This window comes from Psychroserpens jangbogonensis (assembly GCF_000797465.1).
Taxonomy (GTDB): Bacteria; Bacteroidota; Bacteroidia; order Flavobacteriales; family Flavobacteriaceae; genus Psychroserpens; species Psychroserpens jangbogonensis.
This window is the reverse complement of record NZ_JSWG01000003.1, coordinates 24,308-37,690: the sequence shown is the minus strand read 5'-3', so window position 1 is coordinate 37,690 and position 13,383 is coordinate 24,308. Positions and strand designations below refer to the sequence as shown.

The window sequence follows — 13,383 nt, the reverse complement described above, 5'->3', positions numbered from 1 at the left end:
TTTCCTTAGTAAATGATGTTGACGATGGTTTAAGATAAAATTATTTATTCTATAATTTCGTAGTCAATACTTAATTTCCGCAAAGCTCTTAACCCAGATCCTGAATTTTTATCGTCAATCTCAATATCTACGGCATCTCCTTCTAATAGAATACTTGTAAGTTCAGCAGACAAGGATTCATTAATGCTAGATGAAATTTCTGCAATACATTTGGTTATCGCTCTTCTATCTGGCCTTTGAGCATCACAAGACAATAAGTTTAATTTCATAATAATGATAAATTAATAATACAATATACCTGAGTTGAGGTATATCGGTGTTATACAATTTGTTCTACTTTCTTTACTTATTCAGTTGTAACAAATCAGTTGATTAAAGATATAAATTTAATTTGAAGTAGGAGTGAACTATTGATTAATCACGTTTCATTAAAACGATTTTTATTTAGTGAGTTGTAAGCCATTTAATAAATGATATTGCTTATAATTTGTACGTTTGTTTTAGTTTTTGAAGATCTATAGAGCGTTTATGAAGAAGAAAGAAAGTGGAAGTAGTAAAATAAAGAAACCTTGGCCAACTAAAGATGCAATGGAACAAGTTTATGCAAAGAAACTTTGGGGTGATAATAAATCTGATTTTTATTCAGGTGCAGGATCGCATCAACCAGAGATTGTAAATCCATATATCGACGTTGTAACATCATTTTTAACATCTTTTAAAAGGCCGCTTGTGGTCTGTGATTTAGGTTGTGGAGATTTTAATGTAGGAAAAGAATTGGTAAAACATACAGCTAAGTATGTTGCGGTAGATATAGTAGCAGATTTAATAGAGCATAATAAGGAAAATTTTAATGAAGAAAATTTAGAATTCCATTGTTTAGATATCGCAGTAGATGATTTGCCTATAGGAGATTGTGCTTTATTAAGGCAAGTGCTTCAACATTTATCGAATGCTGAAATTCAAAGCATTGTGAGCAAATTACATGGTTTCAAATATGTTATATTAACAGAACACATGCCTGAAGGGGATTTTGTTCCTAATAAAGAGATTATTTCGGGGCAAGGAACTAGACTGAAAAAACAAAGTGGTATAAAACTATTAGCTCCACCATTTAATTTTAAGGTAAAAGAAGAAAAACAGTTATTGTCTGTTGTTTTAGATGATGGTCAAGGTGTGATTTCAACTACTATTTATGAGATTTTTTAATTAGCTTTTTTTTAATAAATTTTGAATTCAACCAGACCTCTAACATTTCATCCTTGTCCGATTCGTTATTGTAATTAATATTTACGCCAAAGTCAAATCCGTTAATTAAACGACTGTACATTATTTGATTCAAAATAACTTCATCTTTTGGACTATAAATTGTAAAAGTATAAGTGTGAAAATCGAGATCATCAATTTTTACAATTTTTGTTGCTGTCGAATCAGTTTTAATACCTTGTTGCAAATAGGTTTCATAAATTAAGATTTTTAATCCAGCATTATTTTCTTCCCATTCGCCTTCATATTCGAGTTCAAAGGGTTCGGAAGTCGATTGAAACATGTTGAATACATTTTTTTGAAATCCAATAAGGTTTTTTAATCCAGAAATATCAATTTCACCATCTACCATATCTTCTATAACATCTAAACCTTTCTTTTGATTTTCTTCATTTTGTTCTCTAGAAGTCACTTCCCAATTACTAGGAATGTTCATAGTCCATCCTATTTCTTTACTTGAGTAAAAATCATTTTCGACTTTCCCTTCATCAATTTGCTTGTTTGGATCAACTTGTTTACAGGAAGTAATTGATAATATAAGTGCCAAAAATATCACTCTGTATGTTATTTGCATTGTCTATTGTGTTTGTGTGTTACAACGTGTTTGTGTATTCTTTTATTTAAATAGTTCATATTGCCCATTTAGTCTAATAGTAACGACAATATCTTCGTTGGTTTCGTTTCTAAAGTACCAACCATGTTTTCCTTCAAAAGGAGCTGTTAATGTTCCCGCCATATTATTAGAATATGCCAGTGTATAACTCTCATAAAACACATTTTTAGGAGGGTTTTCTTGTTTTACTTCACCATGAAAATCTATATAAACAATACCTTTATCTGTTGACCATTCGTATTTGGTGCTACCATATTTAAGACTTTTAAATTTATATTCAATTCCTTTTTCAGCAGGTACGATAACCTCTATGGTATCTTCTCTTTCAGGATACTGAACTTCTGGAGGTGGATTACCTGCTTCCTTCGGCTTTGAAACGCTTGAAGGAGAGCCTAGTTTATCCATTTTTATTTTCTTAAAATTCAGACTAGAATTGGTTTCATTACTTTTTGATTGTTCATTGCTTTGATATAATTTTGAAAAACCAAAAAATTTGCCTGTTCCTAAAGGATCTAAACCATATTCTGCAGGTAAAACGGCGGTTAGAAGCACAATGGCACCAATTGTAAAAGCAATGATTAGTGATTTTAATAGTTGGCCTTTATTTAAATTAGGTTGATTATTTGCATTCATATTATAGTAAGTATTAAGAAATAAAGTATCCTGTTAATTGATAACCAACTAACAAAAAGCCAGCTGCCATTAAAATTAAGTTGGTGAGCTTAGAGAATTTGATAAAACTGGCGTACTGTCGCCAAAATGAGATAATTAAAAGTACAAAACCTAATGCCAAAAATTGACCAATTTCTACACCTAAGTTAAAGCCTAATAAATTAGTAAAAAGCCCTTCTTTATCAAATTCAAATTCTTGTAATTTCGTTGCAAGTCCAAAACCATGAAATAATCCGAAAATTAAAACGGCTACTTTAGTATTGGGCTGTTTGCCAAATATCTTTTTGAATCCTCCTAAATTATCAAAACCTTTATAGACTATAGATAAGCCAATTATTGCATCTATTATATAAGGGTTTACATTGATATCTGCCATAACACCAAACAAAAGAGTAGCACTATGTCCAATTGTAAAATAACTTACATAGGTGATGATTTCTTTGGTTCGGTACAAAAAAAAGATAACTCCCACTAGAAAAAGTAAATGGTCGTAACCTGTAATCATGTGTTTAGCGCCTATATAAAGAAAAGGTCCAAAAGCAATGCCTTTGTTTGTGTTTAAAAATGATTGCGTCTCTTCATCTACGCCATGTGCATAGGCTGAAACAGAAATAAGACAACACAGTATTAGTATAATAAGAGTTGATAGTTTTACTAATTTCATGAAGTTTTAATTAGTGTGCATGCCCATGTTCTTTTACCTGACGAATACTATCTAGTCTTCTTTTTTCGGCTTCATCATCAGTGTCTTCAACGGATGCTTTCTTCTCTTCTGAAGCAATTTCTGTCTTAGGTTTATCTTCCTTCTTTTTCTTGTCAGTACAAGCTGAGAATACACCTACTGATAGAGTTAAAGCAATAATTAGTGTTTTAGTTTTCATTTTCTGAAATTTAATGTTGTTTGGTTTTCTTTGCTAAGTTGTTTTATTTGTTTTTTTGTAAAGAATGTGTTCGTGTAAGGTTTTATTCTCTCATGTTTTGTGTTGAGCACTAAGTTAGCAAATAAAGAGAAGCCATTTGTTTAAGCTCAAATTTTTTCTGCAAATAACATAAAGACATGGAAGAATCTACCTTGTAGGTAATTCGATTTTATAATTCTCTATATGTCTTGTCCAAAGGTCAACAGATTATTATCTGGATCGAGTATAGAAAATTCTTTTTGTCCCCAAGGTTTTATTTTGAGCGGACCATTCGGGTGAATTTGAGTTTTATTATCTAATAATGATTGGTAAAAATCTTCAATATGATCAGTTCTAATATAAACTTGGCCATAATTCTCTTTAGGATCTAGTGTTTTAAATTCAAAGAAGTGAATTTGAATTTGGTCTTTTTCAATCATTAAATAACCATCATAGTCAGCACTTCCAAATTCCTTAAACCCCAAATTGTTTGCGTAAAATTCTCTCGTCACTTTTTTGTCACGCATCGGCAATTTTGGATGAATCTCGGTTAGCATATTTCTTTAGTTTGGTTTATTGACTTTAATATTTAACGATCTCTTGAAACACCAATTTGTTTCTGAATTTCAGATAGCTTTCCTTTATTCTTATCAATCAAAAGTTCCATGTTTTTATTTAAAAAATGCCCAGAACCAAGACCATTCACGTCATTATCGTTTATGAAATTACATTCGAATTGCCTCAAACAAGAATCTGATCATTCAAAAAGTTTTCTTGTAAATAATAATAATTTAAAGTTTATTAATGATAAGCTGTGTTATGAACCAACTTAGTGCCACAAGTACCACAATTGTCGGCAGCTCCAGATCCTCCAGCACAACCTTTTCCACAGGTATAATGCCATACTCCAGCTGTATTTTGACTAGGCTCTTTTGCGGCAGCAGGAGCAATAGGTGGATTAGCGTAAGGAGCAGAAGAAGTTGGTGTACTATTCGCATTACTATGATAAGATGTGTTATGTGCTAAAAGACCTCCACAATTATCGCAGCTAACAGCTGATCCTGCACCACCAGCGCAACCTTTGCTGCAGGTATAGTGCCAAACTCCTTTTTCATTTTGAGCAGGCTCTTTAGTAACTGGGTTAGTGGTAACTGGGTTTGTAGTCGGAGTCTTTGGAGGAGTAGCCGTATCAACTACTTCCAATTGTTTTGAGTCGTCTTGTTTTGGTGTTTTAGCAGAGTCATTACAGGAATATAAAGAAATGACCGAACTGAATAATACTATGGCAATGATCTTAAAGTATTTCATAATAGTGTTTTTTAAATAGGTAATTAATTAAGCAAGATAATTTAAATTTTTAAGATTATTCTTCTTTTGAATGTTGCAATAAATTTCTAGGTTGGCAATTTCTTAAATCTCATGCAGTTTTCTAAAAGTTAATCCAAACTACTGTTGCTTTTCCAATTTATAATTTTGATTTTATGTTTTAAAACAAATAGGAGTGAAGCATTAGTTTTACAGGTTGTTGTCCTTGGGTTGTTTTTGAATTAGTGAACAATATTTAAAAACTGGTTAGAAGTACATTTCTCATTTCTAAACTCGAGTAGTAATCCCATTGATTTATTATTACTGTATTTAATATTTGAAATTTCATTTTCAAAAGATAGAGTCACATCGCTATTTGTTTCAATGTTAATAATTGTCAATTCTCCATTTCCGTAATAATTGGTATATCCATAGATTAAGTTTGAGTCTATGAACACAGGTTGGCCTGGTAAATTATAAGAATTGAAATTTTTTAAATCAATTAATAAGTAATTCCAAGATTCGTAACCCGTTTGGGAAATAATTATAAAATGACCCACTTTGGCAATGAAATCATAATTCCTGATTTGTTTGGAGTTCGAATTTAAATATGCTTTTTCAATTTTTAATATTTGATCTTGCTGATTTTTAAATTCAAATCCAGTTTTTGTTTTCTTAAAATTTAACGGGTAAGATTTAAACAAATGGTTTTCTATTACCTCATTATTGTCTAAAAAAGTGAATTCATTTGCGTTAAATGATTTTGAATTTGAGCAATATGATTGATATTTTTTAATGTCTTCTTTTATTATTTGATTAAGGCTAATAGAACATCCGTTATTGCTGTTTATTGTTGGGTTAATGGCACAATTTATTGAAACTTGACTATAAGCTTGGGTAGTAAGAAGTATTAGAATAATTATTTTGAGTGCTTTCATTTTGTTCTGAATTTTTGATCCCATAGATAAAATATTAATAGCTAACTATCAATCAAAGTTAACGAGCTAAAGTAAAAAGCTATTTCAATGCAATATAGTTTTCGGTAAAACCATTACTGCTGTAGTTTATACATCTGTTTAACTTGTCGCTCAATTTCTGTAGCGAAATCTTTATATAAGAGTCTATTTTTAGGACCTAATTTCGCTCTAACATCTAAAAGTGTTGCATTTGGGTTTTTATCATTTTCATAGTCCGCTTTTACTTGTTTCCAAACGCTCGATAATAAATCAGCATCTCGAATCACCGATTTTACTGTTGTTGCTTTGCCGTGTCCTGTTAAGACAATTGTGGGATTTAATTTTGCTACGGCGTAAAGGGTGTTAATTAAATTCGGAACATTTCCATGGTGTGTAATAATCGGCATCCAATCAGAACTTAATACATCTCCTCCAAATATGATTTTCTGTTTCGGCAACCACATCAAAATATCTCCAGGAGAATGTCCATCATTGGAAAAAATGAATTCAACGTCTACTCCTCCGAAATTACGTTTTTGTTTGTGAGTCAATAATAGAGTTGGATATACAAGTTGCGTAGAACCGATTTCACCTTTAGTCACACGTGAATAAAATTCCATGGATCCTTGTCCATCCTCTTTCATTGTTCCTAACGCTTGGCTACTTGCAATAATTTCAACATCACTTTTAGAAAAAGCCGCATTTCCTAGCCAATGATCTGCATGACTGTGAGAATTAATCACCCAGCGAACCGGTTGATCAGTGACTGATTTAATTGCACTTTTAATTTTGTTCCCAATTAATTCAGACGATCCAGTATCAAAGAGCAGAACACCTTTTTCGGTAACAACAAAGTGACTATTAGAATTCCAGCCCTTATTCTCAGGAGTAGGTAAACCAAATGATGGAGAAACGATGCTATAGACATTTTCGGCTATAGGAGTTACCACAAAATCAAAATTTGAATTAGTTGCCCACACATGAGTTGTTATCAACCCAATAAGGCCGAAAGTTAGGATGGTTTTTACAATTGATTTTTTAATTCTTTCTTTATTATTCATCGTTTAAGGAATTCAGTTTCACTTCTGGATTTTAGTCTTATTATCATGGCGAAAATTGTTATGGCTACTAGACTAATATATCCAGTTACATTTTTAAAAACACCAAGATTAGCTATAGCGAGAATTATTCCTATAATTCCAGAACTTCTATTTCCAACTAGTTCATAATCAGATCCGCTTTCAATTTGAATAGCTAAATATAGCGACCAGACAAAAATTAGTGTAATGAATAATAACGCAAAAAATTGTGCTTTAGAATACCTTATTACGCTTGGGAGTTCTTTACAATATTTTAGATTTGGATTATCTGTTCTTATATATGCGAAAATCTCTTTTTTAAGGTTATCATTATCAATAAATAGTTCTTCTTCTGAATTATTACCGTAAAATATTTTAATATAATTTTTTCCGCTTTGGCTTTCTATTTTCTTGATGTAAGAGTATGGAATACTGAATAAATTTTTCAAAAAAGAAAAATCTGTAGTGTCGGCATTTATTCGGTTAATCTCATTCTCTTTTAGATTCCCTTTATAGATTGATTTGTCTTTAATCAAAATCAGTTTATTTGATTTAGATTCTTTTAGTTTCCAAATTTTAGGCATTCAGTTTGGTATTAGTGGTAACGTGTCTAAGTGCACGCTGAATGAGTAATTGATCAGTTATAGTCTTTTTAATCAACGATTAAAACATTACCTCTATTTCTAATCAACATTACCTGTATTATTTTTTCAACCAATTCCATGTCGATTTTCATTCGATCAGCTATTAACTCTATGACTTTTTCCTCGTCTTTGTTAAGAATTCCGTCTGCTAATACTATTTCAACTGCCATTGAAAACAAAGTGTCCTTATCATTTTCATTAACGAATTCTGAGCAAGCCTCAACCAAACCAATTCCACCGATTTTTAATTTTGCTTCTGAAACTGAATTGTAAAGTGGTGAGATATCTATTCCCGAGAATTTTTGTTTAAGTACAATCATTCTCGAAAGAGAATCAATTTCTACATCGCTCACTTCTCCATCTGATGACATGCAAGCATATAGGATTCCAATCCAAGCTTCAAAATCTGAAAGAGGTTTATAGATTAAATCTTTAATTTCTGGTGTTTTTACAAATTTGTCAAATAGTCCCATTCTTTTGTTTTATAGTTTTGTTAATATTTAATTATAAGGTTGTTGTGAGTATTGTTTCATTCAATTGCCTCTTTCCATTACTTCCCTTTTCTTATATTCTTTTTTAGCCCTCTTTTGTTGATAATAACCTACGAAAACTAAAGATAATGGGAAAAATAGAATTATCAATATCCACTTAAAAATGTTTAAAATCAGATTCACTTTTTTTCTTTTTTAAGGCAATACATTTTAAGCATATTTCTTGCTCCAATTTAAAAATATAAATTTAAATTGAAGCAAGAGTGAAGCTTTAATTATACACGTTGTTGACCAAAGTATTTATTCTATCAAATTTCTATTAATAAATCCTTCGAATTCATTGGAGTAAATTGAATGCTTACTATAGGAGGATTTAATGAATACAACAAATCTGAATTTATCCTTGCAATCCTTTACTTTATAATTTTAAAGCTGTTATAAAAAAGTTCAAATTGCTCATCTTTAATGCCTGCGTTTTCAATCTGAAACCAAAATTCGGTTGTTTTTATAACTATAAATTCGATATATTCTTTTGGTTTTTCTTTGTGAGTAATTACCGTGTGAATTCCATCAAGGCCATTAATAGAAATGGGCTTTTCAATTATATCATAACCATCATATAATCCATCATGATTGAATATATAATTTATTCTTTCTGTGTTTTCTGGTTTACTCAGCCATAACATCCATTCGGCATTTTTAAAACCACTTTGTTTTCCACACATAAAACCACCTTTACCACCTTTTGCAATCCAGTCTTTAGGATATTCGATTTTATATCCAATAGTGTCGTCTACAAATAATTTCCAATCATTATTATTAATTGAAGTGTTTGATTGTGAATGCGAAGAAATTCCAATTAATAAGATGATTACTAAAGATTTAGGCTTGAAATTCATAGTTTTCAATTTATGTACAATAAGTTATTGGCTGCTATGAATACTAAGATAGCAAAAAGATAGAGCGTAACGAGAATTCTGAAAAATTTCTGTGGTAATCATTACACTCGAATAAGCAATTAAGTAGATTCTACTCTAAATATAGATAATTTGTACATTATGTGAGATTACTCCAATTGGAATGATTGTTTTTTTTAACCTGTAGAATTAAGAGTAAAACAACTATACCTAGTAAACCCAATAAAGATTGTCCAATTCCTAATCCATTATATATATTTATTACTACAGCTAATATATTTGTTACAATCAAACCCCAAACCCCTTTTTTAATCCATTTAAAAACTAATACGATAAAAAGAATATTTATAAGGCTTAATATAGCCAGGAAAAATAGCATAAACGCTGGGATGCCATTATGGAAATCACTAGCCACTAAGTTCTGTTTAAAAAGGTATAAAAGCGCAGATAATATATTAATTACAAGCATAAAAATTAACCACCCAGTCGTTATTCCTGTTCTTTGTTTTGTAGTCATGATTTATAGTTTTTTATTGATTAATGAGTTCAAATATTTTCTGCATATTTGGATCTAAATTATTTTTGTATTCAACAAAGCTTAAAATATTGAAGTAATTAGGTTTAATCCATTTCCTTTTGTCATTAAAATCTGAGTCTTGCCAATATTTGTTTGAGGCGCTAGAAAATAGGTTGCTATTTGGTAGAATAATGCGATTATCTTCACCAACAAAATTTGGACTAGACCCTGTATATTCACCTACAAAAATGGCGTTGGTTTTTTGTTCTAAATTTGTTGCTAAATTCATGGCTGCAGAAAAAGTTCTTCTTCCGACAATTACATAAAGGTTTCCTTTTTTGTTAATGTTTTCTGATTTTAGAATGTTTGAAATAATATCTTTATTCAATTGATTATTCCCTCCAGAATTTAATCGTATGTCAATTACCAAATTTTCAACATTATTATCATCTATAAATTTAAACATCTCTTCGCAGAATGTTTTTAGGTTTTTTTTGGGGTTATCAAAAACTACATTTATTTGAAAGTAAACCATAGATTTTTCTTTAATATGCTCAAATGAGTAAAAATCTTTAGGGAAATCATTGATGTTTTTTAAATATAATGGTAAAGGATTATTAGAGTCATCATGTGCATTCATCCAGTCTGGTCTAACATCTACGAATCTAACATTGTTAATATCAAACAAACTAGAGGTGATTTTTTCAGTAGTAATATTATCATTAGAATCTTTTACTTCTATTGTTATATTTTGGATGTCATCAGTAAGGTTTAGAGAATATAAAACTTCAGGAATTGTCATATATACCTCTATTCCTAAAACTTTTATCCATTGTTTATTATCTCTTGGAGTTATTTCTTTTAAACGCTTCTTTATTTTCTTAATAGGAACGCCTCCGATTGTTATTAGTTCTTTTCCTATAAGATTTTGATACAAAGAATCTGCTCCTTTAATAAAAACACCATCTTTAAAATCTTGGAACGCAATAGGTATTTGATGAAATTGGTATTCCCCTTTAAAAGGCAAATAAATTGAAGTATGGCCATCTCCAATCTTAGAAACAACTTTCATGGTTTCTGTTATAACTTCATGATCTTTCAATTGTGGAATTTTTGAGATTATTTGACGAAATCCCGAATTCCATTCTTTTTTCGTCATCAATCTGAATAAGTTGTAATGTTCCGTTTCAAACTTTCCTTTTAAAAAATTCAAGTCTTGTTTCCAATTTGCAACTCTAATGGATTGCTCCTTTGCATTTGTATTGTCTTGGACTGAAACATTGTTTTTAACAGCACAAGAAATCATACAAAAATAAATACCTACGAGAAATAGTGCGTATTGAATTCTATGATAGGCAGGTTTAGATGTCTTTTTTATTGTTTTCATTTTATCTAATAATTTTAAATTCAATGCAAACAAAAGGTATTATACCTATTAAATCGACCTATTTTCTAATCTGGGACGCATTTGTGTCATTTGATTTTTTATATTCATAAGGAGTCATACCTGTCTGAGATTTGAAAACACGATTAAATGAAGATTTACTAGAAAAACCAGAGTCAAAGGCAATAGCTAGTATCGTTTTATTTGAAGTGTTTGGGTTGATAATTCTCTTTTTAAATTCTTCTACGCGATAACAATTAATGAAATCCTGAAAAGACTTTTTAGATCCTTGATTTATTATTTGGGATAAATGATGTGTAGGAATATTAACTTCATTTGCTAGTGACTCTATTTTTAATTCATCATTAAGGAACGGTTTCTCCTTTTCCATATAATTACTTAAAGTTTCTTGCCAGGCTACTATATCTTCTAGATCTAAAGATGAGGTTTTGTATTTCGGACTCTTTTTAATAATTAATGAGTCTGACTCAGACAAAACAACAATTGGAAACCGAACAGCCATAAAAGCTATACTATATATAAGAATTATTAATATTAAAGCAATAAAATTTGGGCTTCCAACTATAGGTTCGAAACCTAAATACTTTATTGAAATAAAATAGATTATAGATAATACCATGGCCAAAATGATTAATAAAAGTAAAACCCTAAACCACGAAATAATTTTTTTTGTATTGGTTTGATAAATGACTGTTTTTTTTGTTTTAGTTAAATTATGAATAAGCATATAGGAAAGCAAAATGTAAGTGCCTAGCTGAATTGCTTTTAACAATTCAATTATTAAAACGTAAATAGGTATGTTGCTACTGGTGTCACTTGAACTTATTGCGCTTGAAATTAATTCAATAAGTGTTAAAAAGACAACTAATACGAAAAATGGGATAAAATGAAAAATATGTTTTCTAGTGCTTTTATAATTTAATTTTAGTGTATGCTTAAAAAACAAGTACAGACTAGGACCAATTAATAGAGGAGAAGAAATAGATATAATTCTTAAAATAATTTTATAGTGATAACTATCTAATTCATTTAAAAGCTCGAAAGCTATATGAATAGCACCAGCAAATATTAAAAGACTTAGGTATTTGTTTTGTATTGCACTCGACTTATTAAACACTAATAAGCTCACAATTAGATACAAACCTTGTGCTAGCCCAATAATTAAAAGAATATTCCAAAAATCCATGGAGCTAAATTAGCAAAAGATAACGAACCTGAGGAGAATCTTTAGGAATTTGCCTGTGCTAGTTCGAATCACTAATGTTCTAGTGCACGCAGAGTCAGCAATTGATTATTCGTGTTGCTCCATACAGTTTTATTCCACTTTTTCGTATTGGTAAGTGGTTCTATTATTATCTTCAAGCGTTTCCCCATTCCTATAAAAATTTTCAATACTCAATACTGTAGAAGATAAGGTGAGCACATTGTATCTGAAATCAGAATTTTGTCCAAAGAGAATAGTTAATTCAACTCCATTTAGACTGTATTGCTGATTTTCAGTAAAGAATTCGCAAGGATCATTATCCGTATAATATGAAATTAGAGTTTCATTAGAATTAAAGGTTAGCGTTTCTTGTAATTCACAAGAGGATAAAATTTCATTCTGCCCATTGTAAATTTGATTTACCAAAATCCATTCTCCGATTATTGTAGGTTCATTTGAATTTGAATCGTCGTCATTTGAAGAGCATGACATAATTGTTAGTGCGATTAAAATTCCAAAAAGCAAATTCAGTTTTTTCATTGTAAAGTTTGTTTTAAATTGTTGGTAATGAGGATGTGTCTAAATAGAATTTCAAAATCATAGGATAGATCACTTATTGACAAACAAATATCTGTTTTAACGAATGATCATTAAATGCTTCTTCTTCAAAACCTCCAAACTTATTAATAATATTAAAACCATTCCATTCCAGATATGAATCTAATTCTTGAGGGAAATACAATCTCATATCCAAATTTTGAATCGAATCAAACTTACCATTTATATAATATTGCCATTCTATGCGATTAATCTGAGTTTTATTTTCATATCGCATGATCTGCTTTATCAATATGTCTCTTCCATCGTTGGTGGTATATTTAGCAATTTCTTTTTGTTCTTTTTCACCCTCAACAATAAATTGAATATTCGGATTAAAGCAATCTAACAGAAATAAACCTCCATCTTTGAGATGATTGTTTACAGCTTTAAAGGCCTTAAATAAATCGTCATTTTTATATAAATGATGGATTGAATTAAATGGAATAAAAATAAGGTCGAATTTTTCTGGTAGATTTAAAGTTCTAATATCTGCTTCAATAAATTCTACATCTAATCCTCCTTCGGACGCTTTTGTTTTTGCTTGTTCAAGCATTGAAGGCATGTTATCTACTCCACTAATATCATATCCATCCTTTGCAATTGGAATAGTAAGTCTGCCTGTACCACAACAAAGCTCAAGGATACGAGCATTCTTGTTTTTTGGTAGCCACCGCTTGTAAAAGTCCAAATCAGCTAGATTGGTATTCATTCCATCATAAATATTGGCATCATAAATTAAATCGCCAACTTTATAATTACTATCTGTTTTGTCCATCAAAATCTATTATTTTATTATCACATCACTCAAAAACAATGTA

At 30.2% G+C, this 13,383-nt stretch carries 19 protein-coding genes; 1 reads left to right on the top strand and 18 read right to left on the bottom strand.

Annotation, left to right across the window (positions count from 1 at the left end):
• Positions 1 to 44: 44 nt before the first annotated feature.
• Positions 45 to 269: a hypothetical protein gene (locus RH81_RS02170; RefSeq protein WP_033957051.1), complete on the bottom strand. Its 225-nt coding sequence runs from the start codon at positions 267 to 269 to the stop codon at positions 45 to 47.
• 259 nt (positions 270 to 528) lie between these two features.
• Between RH81_RS02170 and RH81_RS02165 the strand changes: the two genes are divergently transcribed.
• Positions 529 to 1,206: a class I SAM-dependent methyltransferase gene (locus RH81_RS02165; RefSeq protein WP_033957041.1), complete on the top strand. Its 678-nt coding sequence runs from the start codon at positions 529 to 531 to the stop codon at positions 1,204 to 1,206.
• Here RH81_RS02165 and RH81_RS02160 read toward each other — a convergent pair.
• The 17 genes from RH81_RS02160 to RH81_RS02085 form a co-directional block, all read right to left on the bottom strand.
• Complete coding sequence (locus RH81_RS02160) at positions 1,187 to 1,837, bottom strand: hypothetical protein (RefSeq protein WP_033957040.1); 651 nt, start codon at positions 1,835 to 1,837, stop codon at positions 1,187 to 1,189. The two genes, RH81_RS02165 and RH81_RS02160, sit on opposite strands and share 20 nt — an antisense overlap.
• A 42-nt stretch (positions 1,838 to 1,879) precedes the next feature.
• Complete coding sequence (locus RH81_RS02155; RefSeq protein ID WP_033957039.1) at positions 1,880 to 2,509, bottom strand: hypothetical protein; 630 nt, start codon at positions 2,507 to 2,509, stop codon at positions 1,880 to 1,882.
• A gap of 13 nt (positions 2,510 to 2,522) precedes the next feature.
• Positions 2,523 to 3,212 carry a HupE/UreJ family protein gene (locus RH81_RS02150; protein WP_033957033.1) on the bottom strand — a complete coding sequence of 230 codons (690 nt, stop codon included), beginning with the start codon at positions 3,210 to 3,212 and terminating at the stop codon, positions 2,523 to 2,525.
• A gap of 10 nt (positions 3,213 to 3,222) precedes the next feature.
• Positions 3,223 to 3,429 carry a hypothetical protein gene (locus RH81_RS02145; RefSeq protein WP_033957025.1) on the bottom strand — a complete coding sequence of 69 codons (207 nt, stop codon included), beginning with the start codon at positions 3,427 to 3,429 and terminating at the stop codon, positions 3,223 to 3,225.
• A 218-nt stretch (positions 3,430 to 3,647) separates the two neighbouring features.
• Positions 3,648 to 4,004, bottom strand: a complete 357-nt coding sequence (locus RH81_RS02140; RefSeq protein ID WP_033957010.1) for a bleomycin resistance protein — start codon at positions 4,002 to 4,004, stop codon at positions 3,648 to 3,650.
• A gap of 32 nt (positions 4,005 to 4,036) precedes the next feature.
• Positions 4,037 to 4,192, bottom strand: a complete 156-nt coding sequence (locus RH81_RS16980) for a hypothetical protein (RefSeq protein WP_161791967.1) — start codon at positions 4,190 to 4,192, stop codon at positions 4,037 to 4,039.
• Positions 4,193 to 4,248: 56 nt separating this feature from the next.
• Positions 4,249 to 4,755, bottom strand: coding sequence for a hypothetical protein (locus RH81_RS02135; RefSeq protein WP_033957003.1), 507 nt, complete (start codon positions 4,753 to 4,755; stop codon positions 4,249 to 4,251).
• Positions 4,756 to 4,994: 239 nt separating this feature from the next.
• Positions 4,995 to 5,690, bottom strand: a complete 696-nt coding sequence (locus tag RH81_RS02130) for a hypothetical protein (RefSeq protein ID WP_152604769.1) — start codon at positions 5,688 to 5,690, stop codon at positions 4,995 to 4,997.
• 113 nt (positions 5,691 to 5,803) lie between these two features.
• Positions 5,804 to 6,658 carry an MBL fold metallo-hydrolase gene (locus RH81_RS02125; RefSeq protein WP_206539384.1) on the bottom strand — a complete coding sequence of 285 codons (855 nt, stop codon included), beginning with the start codon at positions 6,656 to 6,658 and terminating at the stop codon, positions 5,804 to 5,806.
• Positions 6,659 to 6,765: 107 nt separating this feature from the next.
• On the bottom strand, positions 6,766 to 7,371 hold the full coding sequence (locus RH81_RS02120) for a hypothetical protein (RefSeq protein WP_033956995.1): 606 nt from the start codon (positions 7,369 to 7,371) through the stop codon (positions 6,766 to 6,768).
• Between the two features lie 68 nt (positions 7,372 to 7,439).
• The gene (locus RH81_RS02115) at positions 7,440 to 7,904 is read right to left on the bottom strand and encodes a tellurite resistance TerB family protein (protein WP_033956992.1); all 465 of its coding nucleotides are present in this window, start codon (positions 7,902 to 7,904) and stop codon (positions 7,440 to 7,442) included.
• A 431-nt stretch (positions 7,905 to 8,335) separates the two neighbouring features.
• Positions 8,336 to 8,821 carry a hypothetical protein gene (locus tag RH81_RS02110; RefSeq protein ID WP_033956989.1) on the bottom strand — a complete coding sequence of 162 codons (486 nt, stop codon included), beginning with the start codon at positions 8,819 to 8,821 and terminating at the stop codon, positions 8,336 to 8,338.
• A 157-nt stretch (positions 8,822 to 8,978) separates the two neighbouring features.
• A complete protein-coding gene (locus tag RH81_RS02105) occupies positions 8,979 to 9,356 on the bottom strand; it encodes a hypothetical protein (protein WP_033956984.1) in 378 nt (125 codons plus the stop codon).
• 13 nt (positions 9,357 to 9,369) lie between these two features.
• On the bottom strand, positions 9,370 to 10,743 hold the full coding sequence (locus RH81_RS02100; RefSeq protein WP_033956981.1) for a S41 family peptidase: 1,374 nt from the start codon (positions 10,741 to 10,743) through the stop codon (positions 9,370 to 9,372).
• Positions 10,744 to 10,801: 58 nt separating this feature from the next.
• The gene (locus RH81_RS16305) at positions 10,802 to 11,947 is read right to left on the bottom strand and encodes a helix-turn-helix domain-containing protein (RefSeq protein ID WP_052172385.1); all 1,146 of its coding nucleotides are present in this window, start codon (positions 11,945 to 11,947) and stop codon (positions 10,802 to 10,804) included.
• Between the two features lie 129 nt (positions 11,948 to 12,076).
• Positions 12,077 to 12,505 carry a lipocalin-like domain-containing protein gene (locus tag RH81_RS02090; RefSeq protein WP_033956977.1) on the bottom strand — a complete coding sequence of 143 codons (429 nt, stop codon included), beginning with the start codon at positions 12,503 to 12,505 and terminating at the stop codon, positions 12,077 to 12,079.
• A 73-nt stretch (positions 12,506 to 12,578) separates the two neighbouring features.
• Positions 12,579 to 13,340, bottom strand: a complete 762-nt coding sequence (locus tag RH81_RS02085; RefSeq protein ID WP_033956974.1) for a class I SAM-dependent methyltransferase — start codon at positions 13,338 to 13,340, stop codon at positions 12,579 to 12,581.
• Positions 13,341 to 13,383 lie beyond the last annotated feature (43 nt).

Bases quoted from the DNA above. Each gene is read 5' to 3' on its own strand.
- RH81_RS02145 (WP_033957025.1), bottom strand. From the start codon at position 3,429: ATGAAAACTAAAACACTAATTATTGCTTTAACTCTATCAGTAGGTGTA.
- RH81_RS02150 (WP_033957033.1), bottom strand. From the start codon at position 3,212: ATGAAATTAGTAAAACTATCAACTCTTATTATACTAATACTGTGTTGT.
- RH81_RS02100 (WP_033956981.1), bottom strand. From the start codon at position 10,743: ATGAAAACAATAAAAAAGACATCTAAACCTGCCTATCATAGAATTCAA.
- RH81_RS02085 (WP_033956974.1), bottom strand. From the start codon at position 13,340: ATGGACAAAACAGATAGTAATTATAAAGTTGGCGATTTAATTTATGAT.
- RH81_RS02170 (WP_033957051.1), bottom strand. From the start codon at position 269: ATGAAATTAAACTTATTGTCTTGTGATGCTCAAAGGCCAGATAGAAGA.
- RH81_RS16305 (WP_052172385.1), bottom strand. From the start codon at position 11,947: ATGGATTTTTGGAATATTCTTTTAATTATTGGGCTAGCACAAGGTTTG.
- RH81_RS02140 (WP_033957010.1), bottom strand. From the start codon at position 4,004: ATGCTAACCGAGATTCATCCAAAATTGCCGATGCGTGACAAAAAAGTG.
- RH81_RS02155 (WP_033957039.1), bottom strand. From the start codon at position 2,509: ATGAATGCAAATAATCAACCTAATTTAAATAAAGGCCAACTATTAAAA.
- RH81_RS02105 (WP_033956984.1), bottom strand. From the start codon at position 9,356: ATGACTACAAAACAAAGAACAGGAATAACGACTGGGTGGTTAATTTTT.
- RH81_RS02090 (WP_033956977.1), bottom strand. From the start codon at position 12,505: ATGAAAAAACTGAATTTGCTTTTTGGAATTTTAATCGCACTAACAATT.
- RH81_RS02160 (WP_033957040.1), bottom strand. From the start codon at position 1,837: ATGCAAATAACATACAGAGTGATATTTTTGGCACTTATATTATCAATT.
- RH81_RS02135 (WP_033957003.1), bottom strand. From the start codon at position 4,755: ATGAAATACTTTAAGATCATTGCCATAGTATTATTCAGTTCGGTCATT.
- RH81_RS02130 (WP_152604769.1), bottom strand. From the start codon at position 5,690: ATGAAAGCACTCAAAATAATTATTCTAATACTTCTTACTACCCAAGCT.
- RH81_RS02115 (WP_033956992.1), bottom strand. From the start codon at position 7,904: ATGGGACTATTTGACAAATTTGTAAAAACACCAGAAATTAAAGATTTA.
- RH81_RS02120 (WP_033956995.1), bottom strand. From the start codon at position 7,371: ATGCCTAAAATTTGGAAACTAAAAGAATCTAAATCAAATAAACTGATT.
- RH81_RS02165 (WP_033957041.1), top strand. From the start codon at position 529: ATGAAGAAGAAAGAAAGTGGAAGTAGTAAAATAAAGAAACCTTGGCCA.
- RH81_RS02110 (WP_033956989.1), bottom strand. From the start codon at position 8,821: ATGAATTTCAAGCCTAAATCTTTAGTAATCATCTTATTAATTGGAATT.